The 23,494-nt window shown below is 65.6% G+C and carries 23 protein-coding genes; 13 read left to right on the top strand and 10 right to left on the bottom strand.

What is annotated here, in order from left to right; genetic code table 11:
- Positions 1-17: 17 nt before the first annotated feature.
- Together ACZ1A1_RS09280 and ACZ1A1_RS09285 are read right to left on the bottom strand one after the other, a co-directional pair.
- Complete coding sequence (locus ACZ1A1_RS09280) at positions 18-665, bottom strand: class I SAM-dependent methyltransferase (RefSeq protein WP_463619676.1); 648 nt, start codon at positions 663-665, stop codon at positions 18-20.
- A complete protein-coding gene (locus ACZ1A1_RS09285; protein ID WP_463619677.1) occupies positions 662-1,936 on the bottom strand; it encodes a BtaA family protein in 1,275 nt (424 codons plus the stop codon). Before ACZ1A1_RS09285 ends, ACZ1A1_RS09280 begins: the two co-directional genes overlap by 4 nt.
- 260 nt (positions 1,937-2,196) lie before the next feature.
- Between ACZ1A1_RS09285 and ACZ1A1_RS09290 the strand changes: the two genes are divergently transcribed.
- Positions 2,197-2,694 carry a hypothetical protein gene (locus tag ACZ1A1_RS09290; RefSeq protein ID WP_463619678.1) on the top strand — a complete coding sequence of 166 codons (498 nt, stop codon included), beginning with the start codon at positions 2,197-2,199 and terminating at the stop codon, positions 2,692-2,694.
- 15 nt (positions 2,695-2,709) lie between these two features.
- On the opposite strand, the gene ACZ1A1_RS09295 is transcribed toward ACZ1A1_RS09290, so the two are convergent.
- The 4 genes from ACZ1A1_RS09295 to ACZ1A1_RS09310 form a co-directional block, all read right to left on the bottom strand.
- The gene (locus tag ACZ1A1_RS09295) at positions 2,710-3,666 is read right to left on the bottom strand and encodes a sensor domain-containing diguanylate cyclase (RefSeq protein WP_313194292.1); all 957 of its coding nucleotides are present in this window, start codon (positions 3,664-3,666) and stop codon (positions 2,710-2,712) included.
- Positions 3,667-3,857: 191 nt separating this feature from the next.
- Complete coding sequence (derI, locus tag ACZ1A1_RS09300; RefSeq protein ID WP_119255678.1) at positions 3,858-4,316, bottom strand: D-erythrulose-4-phosphate isomerase; 459 nt, start codon at positions 4,314-4,316, stop codon at positions 3,858-3,860.
- A 13-nt stretch (positions 4,317-4,329) separates the two neighbouring features.
- A complete protein-coding gene (locus ACZ1A1_RS09305) occupies positions 4,330-5,097 on the bottom strand; it encodes a triose-phosphate isomerase (protein WP_463619679.1) in 768 nt (255 codons plus the stop codon).
- The gene (locus ACZ1A1_RS09310) at positions 5,094-5,870 is read right to left on the bottom strand and encodes a DeoR/GlpR family DNA-binding transcription regulator (RefSeq protein ID WP_463619680.1); all 777 of its coding nucleotides are present in this window, start codon (positions 5,868-5,870) and stop codon (positions 5,094-5,096) included. Before ACZ1A1_RS09310 ends, ACZ1A1_RS09305 begins: the two co-directional genes overlap by 4 nt.
- 299 nt (positions 5,871-6,169) lie before the next feature.
- Here ACZ1A1_RS09310 and ACZ1A1_RS09315 point away from each other — a divergent pair, with 299 nt between their 5' ends.
- From ACZ1A1_RS09315 to apnL, 9 genes are all read left to right on the top strand, one after another.
- Positions 6,170-6,946 carry a hypothetical protein gene (locus tag ACZ1A1_RS09315; RefSeq protein ID WP_463619682.1) on the top strand — a complete coding sequence of 259 codons (777 nt, stop codon included), beginning with the start codon at positions 6,170-6,172 and terminating at the stop codon, positions 6,944-6,946.
- 201 nt (positions 6,947-7,147) lie between these two features.
- Complete coding sequence (locus tag ACZ1A1_RS09320; RefSeq protein ID WP_463619683.1) at positions 7,148-8,848, top strand: dihydroxyacetone kinase family protein; 1,701 nt, start codon at positions 7,148-7,150, stop codon at positions 8,846-8,848.
- Positions 8,849-9,152: 304 nt separating this feature from the next.
- Positions 9,153-9,980: a phosphogluconate dehydrogenase C-terminal domain-containing protein gene (locus ACZ1A1_RS09325; protein WP_463619684.1), complete on the top strand. Its 828-nt coding sequence runs from the start codon at positions 9,153-9,155 to the stop codon at positions 9,978-9,980.
- A 116-nt stretch (positions 9,981-10,096) separates the two neighbouring features.
- A complete protein-coding gene (locus ACZ1A1_RS09330; protein ID WP_313194298.1) occupies positions 10,097-11,038 on the top strand; it encodes a D-ribose ABC transporter substrate-binding protein in 942 nt (313 codons plus the stop codon).
- Between the two features lie 67 nt (positions 11,039-11,105).
- Positions 11,106-11,741, top strand: coding sequence for a DUF2291 family protein (locus ACZ1A1_RS09335; RefSeq protein WP_463619685.1), 636 nt, complete (start codon positions 11,106-11,108; stop codon positions 11,739-11,741).
- Between the two features lies 1 nt (position 11,742).
- Complete coding sequence (locus ACZ1A1_RS09340) at positions 11,743-13,287, top strand: sugar ABC transporter ATP-binding protein (protein WP_463619686.1); 1,545 nt, start codon at positions 11,743-11,745, stop codon at positions 13,285-13,287.
- Positions 13,287-14,351 (top strand): ABC transporter permease, encoded by a 1,065-nt coding sequence (locus ACZ1A1_RS09345; protein WP_415213381.1) that lies wholly within the window; start codon positions 13,287-13,289, stop codon positions 14,349-14,351. Before ACZ1A1_RS09340 ends, ACZ1A1_RS09345 begins: the two co-directional genes overlap by 1 nt.
- Before the next feature lie 2 nt (positions 14,352-14,353).
- Positions 14,354-15,388, top strand: coding sequence for a Gfo/Idh/MocA family protein (locus ACZ1A1_RS09350; protein ID WP_463619687.1), 1,035 nt, complete (start codon positions 14,354-14,356; stop codon positions 15,386-15,388).
- Positions 15,385-17,250 carry a D-apionate lactonase gene (apnL, locus tag ACZ1A1_RS09355; RefSeq protein ID WP_463619689.1) on the top strand — a complete coding sequence of 622 codons (1,866 nt, stop codon included), beginning with the start codon at positions 15,385-15,387 and terminating at the stop codon, positions 17,248-17,250. The genes ACZ1A1_RS09350 and apnL overlap by 4 nt, the downstream gene beginning before the upstream one ends.
- On the opposite strand, the gene ACZ1A1_RS09360 is transcribed toward apnL, so the two are convergent.
- A complete protein-coding gene (locus ACZ1A1_RS09360; RefSeq protein WP_463619690.1) occupies positions 17,247-17,963 on the bottom strand; it encodes a transcriptional regulator NanR in 717 nt (238 codons plus the stop codon). The two genes, apnL and ACZ1A1_RS09360, sit on opposite strands and share 4 nt — an antisense overlap.
- Positions 17,964-18,111: 148 nt before the next feature.
- Here ACZ1A1_RS09360 and oiaX point away from each other — a divergent pair, with 148 nt between their 5' ends.
- The 3 genes from oiaX (at position 18,112) to ACZ1A1_RS09375 (ending at position 20,939) form a co-directional block, all read left to right on the top strand.
- Entirely contained in the window at positions 18,112-19,368 is a 1,257-nt protein-coding gene (oiaX, locus tag ACZ1A1_RS09365) for a 3-oxo-isoapionate-4-phosphate decarboxylase OiaX (RefSeq protein ID WP_463619691.1), read from the top strand.
- Positions 19,369-19,371: 3 nt separating this feature from the next.
- Complete coding sequence (locus ACZ1A1_RS09370) at positions 19,372-20,667, top strand: four-carbon acid sugar kinase family protein (RefSeq protein WP_463619692.1); 1,296 nt, start codon at positions 19,372-19,374, stop codon at positions 20,665-20,667.
- A 74-nt stretch (positions 20,668-20,741) separates the two neighbouring features.
- Entirely contained in the window at positions 20,742-20,939 is a 198-nt protein-coding gene (locus tag ACZ1A1_RS09375) for a hypothetical protein (RefSeq protein ID WP_463619693.1), read from the top strand.
- Between the two features lie 57 nt (positions 20,940-20,996).
- Here the strand turns inward: ACZ1A1_RS09375 and ACZ1A1_RS09380 are convergent, their stop codons facing one another.
- From ACZ1A1_RS09380 to ACZ1A1_RS09390, 3 genes are all read right to left on the bottom strand, one after another.
- Positions 20,997-21,371: a GFA family protein gene (locus ACZ1A1_RS09380; protein ID WP_463619694.1), complete on the bottom strand. Its 375-nt coding sequence runs from the start codon at positions 21,369-21,371 to the stop codon at positions 20,997-20,999.
- A gap of 93 nt (positions 21,372-21,464) precedes the next feature.
- Positions 21,465-22,043 (bottom strand): LOG family protein, encoded by a 579-nt coding sequence (locus ACZ1A1_RS09385; RefSeq protein WP_463619695.1) that lies wholly within the window; start codon positions 22,041-22,043, stop codon positions 21,465-21,467.
- Between the two features lie 23 nt (positions 22,044-22,066).
- Complete coding sequence (locus ACZ1A1_RS09390; protein WP_463619696.1) at positions 22,067-23,380, bottom strand: MFS transporter; 1,314 nt, start codon at positions 23,378-23,380, stop codon at positions 22,067-22,069.
- Between the last annotated feature and the right edge of the window lie 114 nt (positions 23,381-23,494).

A 23,494-nucleotide genomic window follows, 5' to 3' on the forward strand; every position in this document is an offset into this window, starting at 1 on the left:
ACCGGGAGCGTCCGCCTTCAATCTTTCCGGATGACGGCGATCCACGAAAAGCCGCGGTGAAGCCGCTTCTCCACGCTGTGTCCGCCCTGTTCGGCGGCGACGGTGAAGAGATCGGCGCGCGGCGTCACGTGATGCCAGCCGAGCCAGCGGGTCATGGCGCGGCCGAACCAGCGCGGCAGGCCTGCCATATCGCCGAAATCCGCGACATGCAGTTCGCCGCCCGGCGCAAGGCGCGCCATTGCCTCCGCCATGACCTGCCGCCATTGCGGGATCATCGAGACCGCGTAGGAAATGAAGATGCGATCGTAGCCTTCCTGACCGAAGGCCGATTGCGGATCGAACGCGGCGGCGTCCGCCCGTGCCAGCCGGACCCTGTCGCCAAGGCCGGCGCCCTCGATCGCCTTTTCCGCCGCCGCGAGCATTTCCTGCGAAATGTCGATGCCGTGGAAGCGGGCCTCGGGATAGAGCCGTGCGGCCTTCACCAGATTGCGCCCCGTGCCGCAGCCGATTTCCAGCACCGCGCCGCCGGGCTTTGGGCGGAGGCCGGCAAGCATCGGGTCGCGGCCGAGCAGGTAATATTTGCGCGTCGCGTCATAGATGCCGAACCGCCGCTGCCAGCGGTAGATCCGGTCCATCAGCAGGGCGTGGTCGGAGACCGCGCTCATGCCGCATGGTCCTTCAGCACGTAAAGATGGAAGCCGCCGTAGATCGACGAGCGGTCCCTGTCGTGCAAGGCGCGCGATTCCGCCTCGTGATAGGCCCATCGGTCGAGAAGCGCGTCGTCGACACGGCCGGGCAGCAGGCTTTCGGCCGGCGCCGTGCGAAAGATGACGCGCGCGCCGGGAGCCGCGCTGCGGGTGATCTCGGCCCACAGGGCGTTGAGCTGTCCGTCCGTCATCCAGTCCTGCGCATCGAGCAGGATGAAACGGTCGACGGAACCGGCGGGCTTGGCCGCGAGGAATTCCGTCAGCGACGTGTTGGTGATGGAAATGCGGGAGGCGCGCTCCCGGATGATCTCATGGTTCTGCCGGGCGAGGTAGGGCGGCAAGGGCGCCCTGTCGCCGGGGCCATAGCCGCGGCCGAAGGCCTGCCAGGCGAAGTAGTTTTCCGACAACGGGAAGCCGCAGGCGAGCTTTTCGACCCGCTGGCGCAGGATCGTCGCCATGTCGCTGCCCGCGCCCGAAAGCGCTTCATATTGCTGCGGCGGAATGCCGAGGCCGAAGAGCGAGCTCTTGCGCCCCGTCGCCCAGCGAATGAGCCGCTTGTCGAACAGCGGCGCGAGCGTCTCGTCGAAGAAGCGCCGCTGGTCTTCCATGGTCCGGGCATCGAGCAGTCCGCGTGGGTCGGCGCCGTAGAGCCGGGCCATCTTGTGGCCGAGCCCGATGAAGCCGCCGAGAAGCCCGTGGCGATAGAGGCGGCGATGGAAGATGGAGAGGCGGCGGCGGCCGGTCACCGTGCGGCCTTCCCAATAGGTGCGGGTCTCCGTGTCGAGATGGGGTTGCAGATAGGTGCGATAGGCCGCGATGTTCCGCCGGTCGTCGCCGCTGCCGTAGAAGCGGTAGAAGGTCTCGTAGTCAGGCAGGCGGGCCGCCGCCGCGAGTTTCAGGCGGTTGAAGGCCACATGCGCGGGATTGAGGTCGACCGCCTCGATCCGGGCCGGATCGGCGACGAGGTAGGAAAGCGCGTTGCACCCGCCCGAGGCGATGGTGACGATGCTGTTGCCGGGCGCGATCCGCAGCGCCGCCATGTCCACCTCGGGATCTTCCCAGATCTGCGCATAGACGAGGCTCCGGAACAGCCGCGAGAAGAGATATTCCGACATTCCGGAGGGCGTCAGCAGCGGATTGCGGCGCACGGCGCGATGGAGGCGCTTGGCCGCCCCGTCCGCGCACGCTGCTGCAGGAGAAGGGATGGCGGAGGTGGCCGTTTCGATCATCGGGGCACGTTTCCCAAGCTGGAACATCTCTCTCGCCGCGACCGGGAGCGATGCGGAAGCCGTCGATGCGGCCTCGCCCGATCGCCCCGATTGCCGAACGACATGGAGCCCGTTTCAGCAGATCGCGATGACACCCGAATGACATCCGCGCGCCGGGCCTGGGGATGGCGGGTTGCGCTTTGCCCGCCGGGGCGGTGTCGCCCGGCATGCGCCTGTGCTATGCCCGCCCCGACTCGACCGACAACAGACGGACGCACCCGATGAACGTTGCCTTCTATGCCGATTACATTGCCGACCTGCGGACGCTGTTTACGGATCTCGACAGCCGCCCCGAAGGGTTCCAGACCTTCGACGTGCGTCTGGAACTCGCCGTGGCCGGCGGCCTCGTCGTCTATGAGACGAAGCGGCGCAAGGGGCAGACGGACAACCTCTTCTACGGCCGGCCGGCAGCCGCCAGCGCCAGCCAGCAGATGGCCCGGGCGGCGGCCTTTACCGCCATCGACCGGTTCCTTGCCCTCGGGCAGTTCGTCGCCCTGACGGATGCGGCCTCCGAGACGCTGGATGCGCGCTATCCGCACTGCGCCGTCAACTTCTCCTATCGCAAGAAGGGCCAGCCTGCTGCCCGCTCCATGCTGATGGTCTTCGCCGGGTTCAACGACGACGGCGACGCCCTGCAGTTCGTTTCGAATGCGAAGGATCAGGCCGCCTTCGTCGCGGAACGCCCGCACCACGGGCAGAAGACCTACGAGTGGAAGTAAGGTGGACGCCGCCCCTTATTCCGCCCTTGCCCCGCCGAGATGCCGCCGGGGCTGGATCTCGATGCTGAGCTGGTCGCGGCCGCGCATCTTGGCGGCGTAGAGGGCAAGATCGGCCCTGCGGTAGATGTCGCTCGGCTCCTCGCCACTTTCCGCCCAGGCAAGCCCGGCGGAGAAGGTGTAGCGGAAGCTCGCCTGGTCCGGCACGGGGCGGGAATGGCGAACCGCCGCCAGCATGCGCTCGAGGATGGCTTCGGCATCTTCCATCGCCGTGTTCGGCAGGATGAGAAGGAATTCCTCGCCGCCGACGCGGCCGAGAATATCGGTCTTGCGCAGATGGCGCTGCAGGGTGATGGCGAAGTCCTTCAGGACGGCATCGCCGACGCTGTGGCCGAAGCGGTCGTTGATATATTTGAAATTGTCGATGTCGAGGACGGCAAGGCACCCGACGTCGCGGGCCTCGCCGCCGGATGCGCCGACGAGTTCCGCAAGCCGCGCCATCGCGAAGCGGCGGCTGGGAAGGCCGGTCAGCTCATCCGTGAAGGAGGCCTTGATCGCGAAGTCGCGATCCTGCCGCAGCGTGCGCTCGTCGGCGCGGATGAGGCTGATGTCGCTCGCGACGCAGAGCATCCAGCCGCTCGGCTGCATCGTCTCCGTCATCCAGAGCCAGCGCCCGTCGTGAAGGTCGGTCTCGAAGGCGCGGAAGCCCGTCTTGCCACGCCGCGCCTGCGTGGAGCGCAGCCAGGTCTCGAAATCCTGCGCCACGACGACGGTGCCGCGCCGGGCGTGGAAATTCCGCCGCATGAGATCGGGCCAGAGGGGCTGTTCATCGTCGTCGACGAACCAGGCGGCGCGAAAGGCCCGGTTTGCAAACCGCAGTCGGTCCTCCGGGTCGAAGACCGCAACGAGGGATCCGGCATTCTCCACGAGCTGCGCCAATTGCAGCATGGCTTCCGTGTCGACCAAGGGCTTCATGTCCTCAGGATGGCTGTTGCCGGAAATCTAGATGCTACTCTTAAACAAAGCGTTAGACGCATTTGTTCAAAGCGACGCTTCCGTAGGGGGAAGACCGTCCCGGCTTGCTTTTCATCAAAAGGAAGGAGGAAATTTTGCGGAAGCCAATAGGGAGGCGCCGCACCGGTGAAGGCGCGGCGCCGGGTGCCGGCTTACTTTCCGGCGTTGTACTTCGCGTCGACCTCGTCGATCGCCTTGACGTTGCCGGCCGAGCGGCCGTTCTCGTCGAAGGTCTGGGCGAGGTAGGCGTCGGCGATGGCCTTCGCGAGTTCCGAGCCGATGACGCGGGCACCCATCGTGATGATCTGGGCATTGTTGGAAAGGGCGGCGCGTTCGGCCGAATAGGTGTCGTGCGTCAGCGCGGCGCGGATGCCGGGCACCTTGTTGGCCGAGATGCAGACGCCGATGCCGGTACCGCAGACGAGGATCGCGCGGTCGTATTCCCCAGCGATGACGGCCGAGGCGACGCGGTCGGAGAGATTGGCGTAGAAGGCGTCCGGGCCGGCATCCGTGCGCGAGATCTCGTGCACCTCGTGGCGGTCCTTCAGGTGGTCTGCGAGGACCTTGGCGAGGCCTTCGCCCGCGCTGTCACCGGCAATGGCAAGTTTCATGGGAGATCTCCTTTCAGATCGTTGCGCAGCGCGCCAGGATGTCGAGATAGCCTTCAACCTTCCAGGCCGAGCGGCCGATGAAGAGCCCGTCGATATTCGGGCAGGCGATCAGTTCCTCGCAGTTCTGCGGGTTGACCGATCCACCATAGAGGCAGGGGATGCGGCGGCCGAGGATGTCTTCCGCCACCCTGGCGATCTCGCCATGGCGCGCATCCGCGTAGTCGGCGGTCGCGGGAATGCCCCTCTCGCCGATGGCCCAGACGGGCTCGTAGGCAAGCAGGATTTCGGCCTGCTTCTGCGCACCTTCGAGCTTGCCGAGGGCGCCGCGCACCTGCCGCGCCAGCACTTCCGCCGCGCGGCCGCTCTCGCGGTCGGCAAGGGTTTCGCCGATGCAGATCAGCGGTACGAGGCCGTGGCGCACGGCCGCTTCCGTCTTGAGGCCGACCGTCTCGTCCGTCTCGCCGAAATGCTCGCGGCGCTCGGAATGGCCGAGTTCGACGAGGTCGAGGCCGCAGTCCTTCAGCATCACGGGCGAGACCTCGCCCGTCCAGGCGCCTTCGTCGGCCCAGTGCATGTTCTGCGCGCCGACCTTGACGGAGGTGCCGGCGAGCAGCGCCTTGACCTCGCGAACGGCGGTGAAGGGCGGGATGACGAAGCGCTGGATGCGGGCGTTCCGGTCGCCGTCGGCGGCCTTGAGGCCTTCCGCGAAGGCTTTCGCCTCGGCGAGCGTCTTGTTCATCTTCCAGCTCGTGCCGACCCAGAAGTTCCGGCCTTGGCTCATGTCGTTGTCTCCTTGTGGGCGATGCGCACCACGGTCTTGCAGTCGGCAAGCTCGGCCGTCGTATCGTGGGGCAGGGGGTTGTCGGATATCACCGTGTCGAATTCGGCAAGGTCGGCGAGGACGTGCAGCGCCGTGTGGCCGAAGCGCCGGCTGTTGACGAGAAGGCATGCCTGGCGGCTGGAGGCCATCATCGCGCGCTTGGCGCGCACCACTGCCTCGTCCATGTGATAGGCAAGGCGCCCGGAGGCGGCCGGCGCCGAGATGAAGGCGATGTCGGCACGCAGGCGCGACAGCGCCTCTTCCGTGACGATGCCGAGATAGGCGTTGAACTTGGCGGAATAGGTGCCGCCGAGCCCGACCAGCGTGACGCCGGAAATGCCCTTCGCCCGTTCCATGATCGCGGCATTGTTGGTGATGATGGTGATCGGCTTCTTCGAGCACAGCACGTCGCCGAGCACCGAGGCCATCGAGCCGTCATTGATCATGACCGTCATGCCCGGCTCGACCAGTCCGGCGGCGGTGCGGGCGAGCATCAGCTTCACATCCGCTTCCTGCCGTTCGCGGAAACGGAAGTCGCTCTCGAACTGCGTGCCGGCGTCGATCGTCGCGCCGCCGCGCACCTTGCGCAACACGCCGGCCCGTTCGAGATCGTCGAGATCGCGGTGGATGGTCATTTTGGAAACGCCGAAGCGCGCGGCGACCTCTTCGAGCTCGACGGCGCGGCTCTCGACCAGAAGATTGATGATCTCCTGCCTTCGCTCTTCCCGTTTCACCGCGTCCTCCTCTAAGGCTGCTTGGAGTTCATAACATCGTCTCGCAGGAAATAACAGATATTTTGTGATTTTGTGATTTCATTGTGTCGTGTGTCAAGGAACGGCAGCGCGTTCGCTCATCAATAAGGGGAAGCGCCCGGAAGGTTCGGGATCAATCGACATTCAGTCTATGCCGTTCTAAAGGTAGCGCTTTCCCACGCTTCGGGTGTTCACCTACATTCGGTCCCCCTGCACTCCCGGTCGCGGAAAATCATCGTTTTCGGCGCGGCCTGCGCAGACTTTTTATCAAGTGGAGTCCCATGTCTTTCGTCATTCGTATCGCGCTGCTGGCGCTCGCCCTCGCCATGCCCACCGGAAGCTTCGCGCAGGACACCTTCGAATCAACCGATGGCTCGTACAGTTTCCAGTATCCGCATGGCTTCACACTGAGCCATATGTTTGCGGACGGGACCGGCGACGTAACCGGCGTCACCGCTTCCAGCATGGAAAACGGAGATGTGCTCATTTCCTTCCTTGGTCCCCGCGATCCCGGCGACATCGCGGATGTGACCGGGGAGAACCAGCAGGCCATCGTCGACGAATTCACGAAGGCCATAGCCGTTCTGCCGTCCATCAAGCTCAAATCGTCGGCCATGACCACCATGCTCGGCCAGCCGGCCGTCGACATGGTGTTCGCCAACAAGCGATTCAAAAGCGTTGCGATCAATCGCTACGTCTTCACCGTGCGCGACGGCAAGGCCTACAATTTCGAATGCATCTATCGTGAAGACAAGGCGGAGCAGTTCGCCTCCGCTTGCGATCTTGCCGTTTCGACGGTGAGCCTATCCGACGCTGGTGCAAGTTCAGCCGGCGACGTTCCGGCAGCCGGAGCCTGCACCGAGCTGGAGCTCAACCGCCGCACCGGCGAGGTTGCGGAGCTGACCTCCAGCATGCTCGTGAAGGACCAGTCTCCGGCGACGATTGCCCGGGTCAAGACGGCGCATGACGCGGCGATGGCAATCGACGCGCGAGCGGGATCGATGCCGTCCGAACAGGATTGCAAGGACGTCGACGCGATCATCGAGACACTGGAATAGAGAGTGAACCCATAAGCTGAAGGTCGGTTGGACCTGACGCCTCGCTGGGTGAGCGGCAAGTCGCTGCTCTCCCATAGGCCTGCCTGCCACGCCTCGCCTGACGGCAGCCCCTTGATCGCTTTCCTCCGACAGCATCTTTGCCCTTTTCCCGGCCCGGATCCTGTTGCATCTTCGCGGCGTGATTGCTTGCAGGAGGACCCCATGACCAAGATCGTCGATGATCCGGAAACCTTTGCCGCGTCGGCGCTGGCGGGGTTTTCCCGCGTTTACGGGCGCTATGTCCGGCTGGTGAAGGGGGGCGTGGTTCGCTCGACGGCGGTACCTCCGGGCAAGGTTTCGGTCATCGTCGGCGGCGGGTCGGGGCATTATCCGGCCTTTGCCGGCTATGTCGGGCCGGGCATGGCGGATGCGGCGGTTGCCGGCGAGATCTTCGCCTCGCCTTCGACGGCGGCGGTCGCCCGTGTCTGCCGCAATGCGGACTATGGCAGGGGCATCATTCTCGGTTTCGGCAATTATGCCGGCGACGTGCTCAATTTCGGCGTGGCGGCGGAGCGGCTGCGGGCGGAAGGGATCGATGTGCGCATCGTCACGGTGACGGACGATGTCGCGAGCGCGCCTGCCGAACGGCATCTTCAGCGCCGCGGCATCGCCGGCGATTTCGTGGTCTTCAAGGTGGCGGGCGCGGCCGCGGAGGCGGGACTTCCGATCGATGAGGTCGAGCGCGTCACCCGGCTTGCCAACAGCCGCACCTTCTCGTTCGGCGTCGCCTTCGGCGGCTGCACGCTGCCGGGCGCGAAGGACCCGCTCTTCACCGTGCCGAAGGGCATGATGGCGCTCGGCCTCGGCATCCACGGCGAGCCCGGTATCCGCGACACGGACATCGTGCCGGCGGGCGATCTGGCGAAGCTTCTGGTCGAGACTGTCCTTGCGGAGCGCCCGGCCGGCGCGCGACGCGCCGCCGTGCTGCTGAACGGCCTCGGCGCGACCAAGTATGAAGAACTCTTCGTGCTCTGGGGCGCCGTCGAAGGACAGTTGCAGGCGGCGGGCGTCGATCTGGTCGCGCCCGAGGTCGGCGAATATGTCACCAGCCTCGACATGCAGGGCTGCTCCTTGACGGTGATGTGGCTCGACGAGGAGCTGGAACGCTACTGGCTGGCGCCTTGCGACACGCCCGTCTTCCGCCGCGGCGAGACTTTCCACACGCAGCGGGCGGCCGTGCGGGATCGTGCGGAAGACGAAGCCCCGACCTTCGGCCCCGCGACGCCCGCCTCGCGGGAAGGCGCCCGGTGCCTTGCGGGTATCCTCGACGCCATGGTGTCGGCCCTCGGCGAGGCGGAAGCCGAGCTCGGCCGGATCGATGCCTTTGCCGGCGACGGCGACCACGGCCAGGGCATGCGGCGCGGCGCGACGGCCGCGCGTGAAGCGATCCATCAGGCCGTTGCCGGCGGCGCGGGCGCGAGGAGCGCGCTTGCGGTGGCGGGCGATGCCTGGGCGGACCGTGCGGGTGGTACGTCGGGCGCGATCTGGGGACTTCTGCTCCGCTCGTGGAGTGGGGCATTTACCGATGACGCGGCCCCGACAGGGGCGGACGTGGTCCGCGGCGCGCGCCTCGCCCTCGACGATGTCATGCGTCTCGGCGGGGCGAAGCCGGGCGACAAGACGCTCGTCGATGCCTTCGTGCCTTTCGTCGCCGCGCTTGAGGCGGCGAGCATGAATGGCGCGCCGCTGAAAGAGGTATGGGAGAAGGCAAGCGTCGCCTGCGAGAAGGCGGCGCAGGCGACGGCGCCGCTTTCCCCACGGCTCGGCCGCGCCCGTCCGCTCGCCGAGCGCAGCATAGGCCATCCCGATGCCGGCGCAGTCTCGCTGGCGCTGATCGCAAGGACGATTTCCGCCCGTTTGTGAGCGGCTGTCCTAGCTTGAACGCAACATGTTCAGTGTGACATTGAGCCGGACGTCGCGTGACGTTCGGCTCTTTTTCTTTTCGCCGCCATAATCATTATCGCATTTCTTCAATGCCTTAACGGACTCCGCGAATCTGAATTATCAATTTCCAGAATGAGCAGAGCCACGAGATATCACATATTCAGAGAGATAGTTATTGACATGTTATACCAGTTGAGAAATATAGGCTCACGCCGGGTGCCCGGTGGAGGAAATTCCGGCTGATCCATCGCTATTCGGCCGCATGCATTCAGGGAGGTCTTCGATGACATCGATCGCGCTGTTCGGTGCCGGTGGCAAAATGGGGTATCGGCTCGCCAAGAACCTCAAGGGTTCGCGCTTCGATGTCCGCCATATCGAGGTGAGCGATGCCGGCAAGGCGCGCCTTGCCGACGATCTCGGCCTTTCCTGCGTTTCCGCCGACGAGGGCCTTGCCGGCGCCGATGTCGTCATCCTCGCGGTTCCGGATACGGCGATCGGCAAGGTTGCCGCCGGCATTGTCGACAAGCTGAAGCCCGGCACCATGGTCGTGGCGCTCGATGCGGCCGCGCCCTTCGCCGGCCACCTGCCGGAGCGCGCGGACCTCACTTATTTCGTCACGCATCCCTGCCATCCGCCGATCTTCAACGACGAGACGGAGCCGGCTGCCAAGCGCGACTTCTTCGGCGGCATCGCCGCCAAACAGCATATCGTTTCCGCCCTGATGCAAGGCCCGGAAGAGGCCTATGCGCTGGGCGAGGAGATCGCCAGGGTCATCTGGGCGCCGGTCATGCGCTCGCACCGCGTCACGGTCGAGCAGATGGCGCTGCTGGAGCCGGGGCTTTCGGAAACCGTCTGTGCCTCGCTTCTGGTCGTCATGCGCGAGGCGATGGACGAATGCGTGCGCCGCGGCGTCGCCAAGGAGGCCGCGCGCGATTTCCTGCTCGGCCACATGAACGTCCTCGGCGCCGTCATTTTCGAGGAGACGCCCGGCGTCTTTTCCGACGCCTGCAACAAGGCGATCGAGTTCGGCAAGCCGGTCCTGATGAAGGACGACTGGAAGCGCGTCTTCGAACCTGAGGAAATCGCCGCAAGTATCCAGCGCATCACGTGAATACCGGCGGGCTCCGGCCCGCCGCGGGGCGCACTGCCCCATGAAGGATCGCACCGGATCGGCCGATTTCAATGGAGGGATGGCCGTGGAGGCCGGTGCTTAACCGGGAGGAAAACATGAAGGTTACCCGTAGACTGATCACCGTCGGCTTTGTCGCCGTCATGGCCGCAAGCGTTGCCGTGCCGGCTTTCGCCGCCGACCTCATCGCCATCATCACGCCGAGCCACGACAATCCCTTCTTCAAGGCCGAGGCCGTCGGCGCGGAAGCCAAGGCCAAGGAACTCGGCTACGAGGCGCTGGTGCTGGTGCATGACGACGACGCCAACAAGCAGTCGCAGCTCATCGACACGGCCATCGGCCGCGGTGCGAAGGCGATCATCCTCGACAATGCCGGCGCCGACGCTTCGGTCGCCGCCGTGCAGAAGGCCAAGGATGCCGGCATCCCGTCCTTCCTGATCGACCGCGAGATCAACGCCGCCGGCGTCGCCGTCTCCCAGATAGTCTCGAACAATTACCAGGGCGCGCAGCTCGGCGCCGAGGAATTCGTCAGGCTGATGGGCGAGAAGGGCAATTATGTCGAGCTCGTCGGCAAGGAATCCGACACCAATGCCGGGATCCGCTCCAAGGGCTACCACGACGTCATCGACGAATATCCGGACATGAAGATGGTCGCGCAGCAGTCGGCCAACTGGAGCCAGACGGAAGCCTATTCGAAGATGGAGACCATCCTCCAGGCCAATCCGGACATCCAGGGCGTCATCGCCGGCAACGACACGATGGCCATGGGCGCCATCGCCGCCTTGCAGGCGGCCGGCAAGAAGGATGTCATCGTCACCGGCTTCGATGGCTCGAACGACGTTCGCGACTCCATCAAGGCGGGCGGCATCAAGGCCACCGTGCTGCAGCCGGCCTATGCCCAGGCGCAGCTCGCCGTCCAGCAGGCGCATGACTTCATCACCGGCGGCAAGACGCCGGCCGAGGAAAAGCAGCTCATGGACTGCGTGCTGATCAATGCCGACAATGCCGACAAGCTCGAGACCTTCGCGCTGAAGGACTGATCTTCGAGGGAGCGGGCGCGGGATGATCGTCATCCCGCGCCTCGCCACATGCCGGAGTACCCCATCCATGCGCTTCAAGGCCGCCGCCGTCATCGTGTTCGCATCAGCTCTCGGGCTCGCGGGCTGCAAATTCGTCAAGACCGCCGACAAGGACAGGGAGGATCAGGCCGGCGCCTTCGATCCCGACAGGCTTGTCGCCGAGATATGGGACGGCAAGGTCGTGCCCTATCTCGAAAAGCGCGCCGCGCCGCTGCCCGAGGTCCTTTCGGCGACGGCGGCCAATCCCGACGCGGCGGGGCAGAAATACGGCTACAAGGCCAAGCAGGGCAACGCGCCCTGGACTTTCATCGCCAAGGTCGACGGAACGATCGTCGCAGAAGAGACGAAATCGCGCGCCGGCTATGTCGACGTGGACGTCGACGGCGACGCCAAGGCGGATGTGCGCATTTCGATAGGCCCGGCCATACGGGGCACGGCGCTGCGCGACAGCCTGGATTTCGTGGACTTCAATTCCTTCAAGAACCAGATCGAATGGGCGCAGTTCGGCAAGTCGTTCAATACTTATGTGAACCGCACGCTCCTGGAAAAGCTGCCGCGCGAGGGGCTGACGGGCAAGACGGTCACGGCGACGGGCGCCTATCCGCTGCCGGCGGCCGGCCAGCTGCCGCAGCTCGTTCCCGCCACCATCACCATCGGAGGCTGAGATGAGCGGCATCGACGATGGCGACGTCATTCTCGAACTGAAGGACATCACGAAGGCCTATTCCGGCATCGTGGCGCTGAAGAAGGCGAACCTGAAGCTGCGGCGTGGCGCGGTGAACGTGCTGGTGGGCGAGAACGGCGCGGGCAAGTCCACCATGATGCGCATCATCGCCGGCGTCGAGCGACCAACGCTCGGCGAGATCTGGATGGAAGGCGAGCGCATCACCCTCGACAATCCCGCCGACGCGGTGCGCCACGGCATCGGCATCGTCTTCCAGGAGCTGAACCTCTTCGGCAACCTCTCCGTCGCGGAGAACATCTTCGCCACCCGTGAGATCACCCGCGGCATCCGCGGCATCGACCACAAGGCGCAGGTCGAGAAGGCGAACGAATTCCTGAACCGCCTCGAAGCCGGCATTTCGGCCGAGACGCTGGCCGAGGACCTGCCGATCGGCCAGCAGCAGCTCGTCGAGATCGCCCGGGCGGTATCGCTCGACACCCGCATCCTCATCATGGACGAGCCGACCTCGGCGCTCAGCGCGGCGGAAGTCGACGTGCTCTTCCGCGTGATCGCCGACCTCAAGGCGCGCGGCGTCGCCATCGTCTATATCTCGCACCGGCTGGAAGAGCTGATGCGCATCGGCGACTACATCACGGTGCTGAAGGACGGGCAGATCACCGGCCACGCCATGGTCAAGGACATCGACACGCGCTGGATCGTGCGCTCGATGATCGGTTCCGACGCCAAGGATTTCGCCAAGCAGGTCGAACATGCGCCGGGCGCGGAAGTCTTCCGCACGCAGGATATCTGCCTGCCGCGCGCGCAGGGCGGCTATGCGGTCGATCACGTTTCCATCGGCGTCCGCGCGGGCGAGATCCTCGGCATCTACGGCCTGATGGGCGCGGGGCGCTCCGAGCTTTTCGAATGCATCATGGGCCGGCACGAGCATGCGACCGGCAAGGTCTTCGTCGAGGGTAAAGAGTTGAAGGGCCGCGATACGACCCGGCGTATCCGCGAGGGACTGGCGCTGATCCCGGAGGACCGGCAGCGCGAAGGCCTCGTCCAGTCCATGTCGATTGCCGACAACCTGTCGATGGCAAGCCTCGGCCAGTTCGTGAGGGGCGGCTTCCATATCGATCTCAAGCTGGAGAAGAAGGCGGTCCTCGATGCGATCCGCAACCTCTCCATCAAGGCGAAGAACCCGGAACTGGACGTCACCTCCATGTCGGGCGGCAACCAGCAGAAGGTGGTGATCGGCAAGGCGCTGATGACCGGCCCGAAGGTGCTGCTGATGGACGAGCCGAGCCGCGGCATCGATGTCGGCGCCAAGGCGGACGTCTTCCGCACCATGCGCCGGCTGGCGGGCGAGGGGCTCGCCATCCTGTTCTCCACCTCCGACCTCGAGGAGGTCATGGCGCTCTCCGACCGCATCGCCGTCATGAGCAACGGCCGCCTGGTGACGGTGGTGGATCGCAAGGATGCCACCGAGGAGATGATCGTCTCGGCCTCCGCGGAGGGACATAAAACCAAAAGGATGCATGCGTGATGACGACAGGAACGCAAACTGCCGCCGAAAACAGCCTCTCCACCGGATCGGCTCTGCTCACGCTGATGAAGCTGAGGACCTTCATCGCGCTCTTTGCGGTGATCATCTTCTTCTCGATCTTCGCGCCGAACTTCCTGTCGACCGCGAACATGATCCTGATGTCGAAGCATGCGACGCAGAACGCCTTCCTCGCCATCGGCATGACCTTCGTCATCATCACCGGCGGCATCGACCTTTCGGTCGGCTCCATCGTCGGCCTTTGCGGCATGATCGCCGGCGGGCTCATCATGTATGGCGTCGCCGTGCCCTTCGGCTATACGGTCTATTTCAACATCGTCGAGGTGGCGGTCATCGTCATGGCGGTCGGCGTCCTGATCGGCGCGGTCAACGGCCTGCTGATCACCCGCCTCAATGTCGCGCCATTCATCGCCACGCTCGGCACGCTCTATGTGGCGCGCGGCATGGCGCTGCTCTATTCGGACGGCCAGACGCTTCCCAATCTCACGGGCCGCGAGGACCTCGGCAACCAGGGATTTTCCTATCTCGGCTCGGGCACGATCCTCGGCCTGCCGGTCTCCGTCTGGATCCTCATCGTCGTCGCGCTGGGCGCGGCCTATTTCGCCCGCTTCGTGCCGCTCGGCCGGCATATCTTCGCCGTCGGCGGCAACGAGCGCGCCTCGCGCATGTCCGGCATCCGCGTCAACCGCGTGAAGATGTTCGTCTACATGTTCTCCGGCTTCTGTGCGGCCATTGTCGGCCTTGTCATCTCCTCGGAACTGATGGCCTCGCATCCGGCGACCGGCACGAACCTCGAACTGAACGCCATTGCGGCGGCCGTTCTCGGTGGTACATCCATGTCGGGCGGGCGTGGCACCATCGGCGGCACGATCATCGGCGCCTTCGTGATCGGTATCCTCTCCGACGGGCTGGTGATGATGGGCGTCAGCTCGTTCTGGCAGATGGTGATCAAGGGCCTCGTGATCATCGTGGCCGTGGTGGTCGACCAGGCGCAGCGCCGCCTCCAGCAGCGCGTGACCCTGATGCAGATGGCAAAGGCAGGCTGAGCATGGCGAAATTCAAGGGTGCGCTGATCGGCTGCGGCTTCTTCGCCGTCAACCAGATGCACGGCTGGCAGGACCTGCCGGACGTGGAGATCGTGGCGATCTGCGACCGCGATCCCGAGCGGCTCGGCATCGTCGGCGACCAGTTCGGCGTGGCGAGGCGTTACCGGTCGGCCGATGAGATGTTCGCCGATGGCGGCTTCGATTTCGTCGATGTCGCGACGACGGTCGGCAGTCACCGTGCGCTTGTCGAGCTTGCCGCGCGACACAAGGTGCCGGTGATCTGCCAGAAGCCTTTCGCGCCGACGCTGGCGGATGCGAAGGCCATGGTCGCCGCCGCCGAGGCGGCAGGTATTCCGCTGATGATCCATGAGAACTTCCGCTGGCAGACGCCGATCCTCGCGGTCAAGGCGGTGCTGGAGAGCAGTGCGATCGGCACGCCCTTCTGGGGCCGTGTCTCGTTTCGCTCGGGCTTCGACGTCTTTTCCGGCCAGCCCTATCTCGCCAAGGGCAGGCGTTTCATCATCGAGGACCTCGGCATCCACGCGCTCGATATCGCCCGCTTCCTGTTCGGCGATGCCGGCCGCATGACGGCGCGGACGAAGCGCATCAACCCGGAGATCGCCGGCGAGGACGTGGCGACCATGCTGCTCGACCACGACAACGGCATCACCTCCATCGTCGATGTCAGCTATGCCACGAAGCTGCCGGAAGAGCCCTTCCCGGAGACCTTCGTCGAGATCGACGCAAGCGAGGGCACGCTCCGCCTCGGCAAGGACTACAAACTCACCGTCCATGGCCCGGACGGCACGACGCGAAGCGTCGTCGCGCCGAACCTGCTGCCCTGGGCCTCGCGCCCCTGGCACAATATCCAGGAAAGCGTCGCGCTCATCCAGAAGCATTGGATCGAGCGGCTGGCGGTGGGAGAGGAACCGGACACGTCCGGCCGCGACAACCTGAAAACCTTCGCCCTCGTCGAGGCCGCCTATCTCAGCGCCGAGCGCGGCGAGACCATCGCGCTGGGGGAACTTCTCGGATGAGCGAGGACCTGCTCCGGCTCTATGGAACGCGCGAGCGGGAACCCGAAAGCCGCACGCTGATCGCTGGAGATTTGAGCGTGGCGCTTCAGGACGGCAATCTGCGTACTCTCCGCTATCGCGGGCATGAGGTGCTGCGCGCCGTCTCCTTCCTCGTCCGGGACAAGGACTGGGGGACCTGCAACGCAGTTATCACCGATCTTGTTGCCGAAGAGACAGGGCAGGGCTTCACCGTCACCTACAAGGCACGCTTCACGGCCCCGTCGGGCACCAATCTCGACTGCGCGATTGCGATCTCCGGCACGCCGGAAAGGGTGGCATTTTGCGCCGATTGCGTCAGCGACGGAGATTTCGAGACCGCCCGCGCCGGCTTCGTCGTGCTGCATCCGGTCGTCGGCGTTGCCGGCGAGCCGGTCGAGGTGCGCCATGGCGATGGAAGCGTCGAGCACGCGCACTGGCCGGACCGGATCGAGCCATGGCAGCCCTTCAAGGATATCGCCGCGATCAATCACCGGGTCGCGCCGGGCATCTCGGCGACGACGGAGTTCCGCGGCGACATCTTCGAAATGGAGGACCAGCGCAACTGGACCGACGGTTCCTACAAGACCTATGTACGCCCGCTCGCGCTGCCTTGGCCCTATCTGGTGCCGAAGAACGAACCGTTCGGTCAGCAGGTGCTCGTGGAAATCCATGCGCAGGCGGACGCGCCGGCTGCCGATGCGTCGAAGGCGGTTTCGCTGAAGCTTTCGCCGGCCGGTCTTGCCTTTCCCGAAATCGGCGTCGGGCTCCGGCCGGAGTGCCTCGCCGAAGAACGGGCCGCCTTCGGCCTGTTGCGGACGATCGGCGCGCGCCACCTGATCGCGCATTTCGATCCCGTCGCGGGCCATGGTCTTTCGGCGCTGAAAGGCTATGCGGAGATCGCCGCCCGGTCCGGCCTCAAGGTGACGCTCGAACTGGCCGTGCCATGCCGGCGCCCGCTGGACGTGGAGATGGGCGAATTCGCCGCGCTGGTGCGGGAGGCGGGATTGCCGCTCGACACGCTCTTCGTCTGCTCCTCGGTGGATCGGCAGTCGACCCCGCCCGGCAGCAAGTGGCCGGAATGCCCGCCGCTGGAAGATGTCTATGCCGCCGCCCGTGCGGTCTTCCCCGGCATGCGGCTCGGCGGGGGCATGATGAGCTATTTCACCGAGCTCAACCGCAAGCGCGTGCCCGGCGCGCTCGTGGACTATGTCAGCCATTGCACCAACCCGATCGTCCATGCGGCCGACGATCTTTCCGTCATGCAGACCTTCGAGGCGCTGCACCATGTCGTCCGTTCGGCGCGCGCCATCCATGGCGACAAGCCTTACCGCATCGGCCCCTCGACCATCGCCATGCGCCAGAACCCCTATGGCAGCGCGACGAAAGACAACCCGTTCGGATCGCGCATCCCCATGGCCAATGTCGATCCCCGGCACAATGGCGCCTTCGGCGCCGCCTGGACGCTGGCCTATGCCGCGACCGTCGCGTCCGCCGGCCTCGAAGTGCTGACGCTCTCCACGCTGGTCGGGCCGTTCGGGCTTGTCGCGGGCGAGGGCGAAGCGACCGCGAAGGGCGAAATGCGGCCGCTCGCGCATGTCCTGTCACGGCTCGGCGCCCTTGCCGGGCAGGCGGTCTTTGCCGTGGAGACGTCGCGGCCGGATGCCGTGCTGGGGCTCGCTACGAAGGAGCGCATCCTCCTCGCCAACATCACGCCCGAGACGCAGGCCGTCACCCTTGGCGCAATGCCGCGCCGGGTTGCGCTGATCGCGGCTGATGGGGAGGAATTGCCGGCGGGCGGACAGATCACACTGCCGCCCTATGCCTGCGTCGAGGTGCTGCTCTAGTTCTGGCCCTTGAGGGCATAGAGGGCGCGGGAGCGTTCGAGATGCTTGATCATCGCCTTTTCGGCAAGGTCCGCATTGCCGTTCTCGATGGCGCGGATGATTTCCTCGTGCTCGGCGAGCGTGAAATTCTCGCGGCCCGTCCAGATCAGCATTTCCGTATGGTAGGATTTCAGCCATCCCAGCATCGCACCGCTGACGGCCGCGAAGATCGGATTGCCGGAAATCCGGGCGATGCACTGGTGGAATTCCATGTCCGCGTCGATGAAGGCGTCCGCGTCGCCGAGGCTCTGTTTCTGCTTTTCGAGAAGGGCGCGAAGCTCGGCGATCTGTTCCGCCGTCGCCCGGGTCGCCGCCTCGCGGATCATGCCGCGCTCGAAGAAGATGCGGGCGCTTTTCAGGTGCTCCAGCGTGTCGGAGGAGCCGGAGAGCATCATCTTTGCCGGCAGGTCCACTTGGCGGATGATCGTCTCTGCGGTGATGCGCAGCACCTTGGCGCGCTCGCCCTGCGAGATCTCGACGAGCCCCTTGCCGGCGAGCGCCTGCATGGCTTCGCGGATGGCGGGACGGCCGACGCCGTAGCGTTCCATGAGTTCCCGCTCGGAGGGCATCTCGTCGCCGGCCTTGAGCTCGCCGGTCTCGATCATGTGCCTGAGGCGCGCGAAGACTTCGTCGGAGAGTTTCTTGCGGACGATCGGTTCGGAAACGACGTTCATGAGTCACCTGGTTTCGACAGGTTGGAATATGCACCAAGTTCCGTTGCTGCAACAGCTTTCGCAAAGTCGGCTTGCAATAGCATAAATACTCATTATACCAGTTGTAGAGCTTTCACAAGCGGCTGCCATGCGCCGCGGAGGAGGAGACGTGATCCGCCTGACCTATCGGATAGAGACGCCCGGCTCGGTGGAAGCCATGGCGACGAAGATTGCCAGCGACCAGTCGACCGGCACGTTCGTGGCCTTGCCCGGCGAGACGGAGGAGCTGAAGGCGCGGGTGGCGGCCCGCGTCGTCGCCATCCGTCCGCTGCCGCCGGCCGACCATGCGTCCTTCCCCGATGAAGGCGGCGGCGCCGGGCCGTTCAACCGCGCCGATGTCGATATCGATTTCCCGATGGATGCCGTCGGGACCGACCTTGCCGCGCTGATGACCATCGCGATCGGCGGCGTCTTCTCGATCAAGGGCATGACGGGCATCCGCATCGTCGACATGACGCTACCGCGGGAATTCGCCGCCGCCCATCCCGGCCCGCAATTCGGCATTCCGGGCAGCTTCGCGCTGACGGGCGTGAAGGACCGGCCGATCATCGGCACCATCGTCAAGCCGGCGCTGGGCCTTCGCCCGCATGAGACGGCCGAGATGGTGGGCGAACTCATCGAGGCCGGCGTCGACTTCATCAAGGACGACGAGAAGCTGATGAGCCCGGCCTATTCGCCGCTCGGGGAGCGCATCGCCGCGATCATGCCGAGGATCCTCGACCACGAGCAGAAGACCGGCAAGAAGGTGATGTATGCCTTCGGTATCAGCCATGCCGACCCGGACGAGATGATGCACAACCACGACATGGTGCTGCAGGCGGGCGGCAATTGCGCCGTGGTCAACATCAATTCCGTCGGCTTCGGCGGCCTTGCCTTCCTGCGCAAGAGATCGGGGCTGGTGCTGCACGCGCACCGCAACGGCTGGGATATTCTCACGCGTCATGCCGGGCTCGGCTTCGAGTTCTCCGTCTGGCAGCAGTTCTGGCGCCTGCTCGGCGTCGACCAGTTCCAGATCAACGGCATCCGCGTGAAATACTGGGAGCCGGACGAGAGCTTCGTGCGCTCCTATAAGGCGGTGACGGCCCCGCTGTTTTCCGAGAAGGATGTGGCCCTGCCGGTCATCGGCTCCGGCCAGTGGGGCGGGCAGGCGCCGGATACGATCGCCGCGACGGGCGGCTCGACGGACCTGCTCTATCTATGCGGCGGCGGCATCGTCAGCCATCCGGGCGGGCCGGGCGCCGGGGTGAAGGCGGTGAAGCAGGCGTGGGAGGCCGCGGTCGCCGACATCCCGCTCAAGGCCTATGCCCGCGAGCATCCCGAGCTTGCCCGATCCATCGAGAAGTTTTCCGGCGGCAAGGGGGCCTGAACCATGGCGCGGTCATTGATCAGCTATTACGGCGACGATTTCACCGGCTCGACCGACGTCATGGAGGCGCTCGCCTCCAACGGGGTCGACACCGTGCTGTTTCTCAAGGCGCCGGATGCCGCCCTCCTGTCCCGCTTTGCCGGCGCCCGTGCCTTCGGCCTTGCCGGCACGAGCCGCAGCGAGACGCCGGACTGGATGGATATCCATCTGCGCGAAGCCTTCGGCTGGCTGAAGACGCTTAATGCCGATCTCTGCCACTACAAGGTCTGTTCGACCTTCGACTCGGCGCCGCATGTCGGCAATATCGGCCGCGCGATCGAGATCGGCCGGCAGGTTTTCGACGCGGCGACCGTGCCGCTCATCGTCGGCGCGCCGCAGATCCGGCGTTACACGGCCTTCGGCGAGCTCTTCGCCGCCTATCAGGGCCGCAACTATCGCATCGACCGCCACCCGGTCATGTCCCGCCATCCCGTCACGCCGATGGACGAGGCCAACCTGCTTCTCCATCTCGCCCGCCAGACCGCGCTGACGACCGCGCATGTCGACAATGTGGCCCTCCTTGCCGATCCCGCGCCCGAGGTGGCCGATATCCTCCTTCTCGACGTGCTGGACCATGCGACGCAGGCGGCGGCCGGCAAGATGCTGTGGGAACGGCTGCGCACCGGCAGCCAGTTCGTCTGCGGCTCCTCGGGTGTGGAATACGCCCTCATTTCCGCTTGGCGCGAGGCCGGGTTGGTCGGCGAAAAGCCGGACTTTCCGGCAGCCGGGGCCGTCGACCGGATCGCGGTGGTCTCCGGCAGCGTCTCGCCCACCACCGAACGCCAGATCCGCCATGCGCTTGTGAACGGTTTCGACGGCATTGCCATCGATCCGTTGGCGCTTTCTGGCGATGCCTCGGAAACGGCCATCGCCGAAGCGGTCGAGGCGGGCCTGCATATCCTTGAGACCGGGCGTAGCGTCGTGCTCTATACCGCGCTCGGCCCGGCGGCGGATCGGGGCGGGGAACTCGGTTCCGGCGCCCGCCACCGGCTTGGCCGGGCGCTCGGGCGCATCCAGTCGGAGCTTGTCGCCCGGGCAGGTCTTTCCCGCGCCGTGGTGGCGGGCGGCGACACGTCCAGCCACGCCCTCGGAGAAATGGGTATTTCCGCGCTGACCCTCAAGATGCCGCTGCCCCAGACGCCGGGATCGCCTCTCTGCACCGTGCACGGCGGCGCGAGCGACGGGCTGCAACTGGCGCTCAAGGGCGGGCAGGTCGGGGGAGACGACTACTTCTCGATGATCCGGGCCGGCAGGGTCTAGCCGCCCGGCACCCGCGCAGGCGGGAACAAAACCGGCCTCTCGTCTGTTCCATGGCGAACAGAAGGAGACATGTCTTGAACAGCCATCATTCTTCCCCCGCTGTCGAATCCCTCAAGCAGGAGCAGCGCAAGAGCCGCACGAAAAACGATCTCGACGAGGGCCTGAAGGAGACGTTCCCGGGCTCCGACCCCGTTTCCGTAACGACGACCTCCATTCCAGCCGGCCGGACCGACAAGGAAGAGGCGTCCAAGGTGCGTGACAGCGACGAATAGATTCTCGAAATTTCCTGCACCCCGACGGACAAACTTCCGCCGGGGCGCGGGCAAGACTCAAGTCCGGTCTTCCTCGTACTGCGTGGCGCCCTCGATGGGCCGGAGCCATGTCTCGCGGCGCTTGACCCAGAGTTCGTAGCTCGGCGTGAAGGGCGTTGGCGCCCGGGGCAGGGTGCCGAGCTTCACCTCGGCTTCCCGTTCGTCGAGCGAGAACAGCCGGCCGCCGCAATGCGGGCAATAGCAGCGGCCCTTAAAGTCGGCGACGTCGCCGGAATAGTCGAACTGGCCGGCCGGCCAGATACCGTAGAAGGTGAAGGCGGATCCGCTCTCCTGCCGGCAGTCGGTGCAGTGGCAGATGCCGACACGCAACGGTTCTCCCCGCACGGAAAGCCGCACCTGCCCGCAGAGGCATTGTCCCGATAGCGTCGTCATGCGATCTCCCTTCGGCCTTGTCGTGCTTGTGAGAACGGGCGCGCCGCCCTGCGGTTCCAGGCTATCGATCTTCCGAAGGGTTGGCGAGGGCCGTCAGAGCCACTTGGGCGCGTTCGTGCGTTCATGGGCGCGCAGCTTTTCGATGAGGCTTGCCGGATCGCTGTCGACAGCGATGCTTCCGCGATGCGCGGGAGGCAGGAACCTCGTCTCGACCATCCGGTCGAGAAAGGCGAGGAAGGGCGAGAAGAAGTCCGCCACGTTCAGCAGGCCGGCGGGCTTGTCCAATTCGCCGAGCTGGTTCATGGACCAGACGACCATCAGCTCTTCGACCGTTCCGATCCCGCCCGGCAGGGCGATGAAGGCATCGGCCAGCTCGATCATGCGCGCCTTGCGGATGCCGAGGGTCGGCACGATCTCGTGGCGGCTGAGGCCGGGATGGGAGTGCCCGCGCGCATGGAGGCTTTCGGTGATGACGCCATGGACCGTACCGCCGCCGGCAAGGACGGCGTCCGCCACGACGGTCATCAGCCCCTTGGTCGTGCCGCCATAGACGAGGGCGATGCCGGCTTCCGCGAGCGCCGCGCCGAGCGCCCTTGCGCCGTCCACATAGGCGTCGCCTTCGCCGGTGTTCGATCCGCAGAATACGGCAATCGTGCCGAGCGTCTTCGTCATGGCCTGTTCCTTTCGTCTGGCGTTCAATCCCCGTGCCCGCTGTAACGCAACAGCGCGGGAACGCGAAGCGCCAGGAGGGCGAGGAAGGTCGCGAGCAGCGTTCCGCTGACCAATGCCACATGGGTGATACCGATGAGCTCGGCCGCGGCGCCCAGCATGATGCTGGCAAGCGGCATCACGCCGATGGTCAATTCCTGGATGCCCATGACGCGGCCCTGCACATGCGGCTCCGTCATCATCAGCATCAGCGTCGTCTGCAGGATGCCGAAGGGCGCCGCGGCAAGGCCGATGAGAACCATCAGCGCGAAGGAAAGGGGCACGGAGGAACAGAGGGCGAAGACCGCCCAGAGCGCGCCCCAGGTGGCCGTGCCCAGCACGAAGAGGCCGCCCTTGTAACGGAAGTCGCCGAGCGCCGCGACGATCACCGAGCCCGCAAGACCGCCCATGCCGGCGCAGGCCAGCAGCCAGCCGAGGCCGCTCGGCGAAAGCCCCAGATGCTCCTTCGCGATGACGGGCATGAAGCCCTGATAGATCGGCCAGAGCAGGATATTGGCGGCAAAGGTGACGAGCAGCACGGAACCGAGAAGACGGTTCGAGAGGACCGTGCTGAAACCGGCCGAAAGCAGGATTCGGAGTCTCTGGGGACCGATGGCCTCATGGCTGTTCTTCACCTGCCGGAGCGGCCAGAGCGCGAGGAAGGCAACGAGATACCAGAGCGCCGAGATCGCCAGCGCCGCGGCTGCGCCGAAGGCCGCAATCATCGCGCCGCCGAGCGCCGGACCGATCACCTGCGTCATGTTCAGGACGATGGAGTTGAGCGCATTGGCATTGCTGAGGCTCCTGCGCCCGACAAGTTCGCTGACGAGCGTGAAGCGCGCCGGCTGCGAGGGGGATTGCGCAAGGCCGATGCAGAACCCCGCCGCGACGAGGCCGGCAAAGGATATGCTGTTCAGCGCCACGAGAAGGGCGACGACGGTCAGGACGCAGAACGCCCAGCCCGACGCGACGAGCAGCAATCGCGGCCGGTTGAAACGGTCGGAGATCACGCCGGCAAGGGGCCCGAGCATCAGCGGCGAAAGCCGCGCCGCGGTGAAGATGGCGACGGAAAATTCCGAGCCCGTCATCTCGAAGACCAGCCAGCCGAGCACGAGGGTCTGCGTCCACACGCCGGCAAAGAAGAAGAGATTGGAAATCCACAGCAGCCGATAGCGGGGATAAAGGATGAGCGAGGACGCGACCCGCCCGAGGAAGCCGGCGGGCATGGCGCGGGCCGCCGGTAATTCCGGCGCTTCGCTGGTGGCGCCCTCGGCAAACTCGGTGGTCTCGGATCGCGGCATCTTTGGCTTCCTGCACTACGGCCACGCGCCCGCCGGCGCGGAGGGCGCGGGTGCAGACTAACCGTATCGATGTGTTCGGCGTGACGACGTCCCTGCGGGTGGCGACGGGACGGA

The sequence above is a fragment of the Shinella sp. R2-11 genome, from assembly GCF_055330205.1.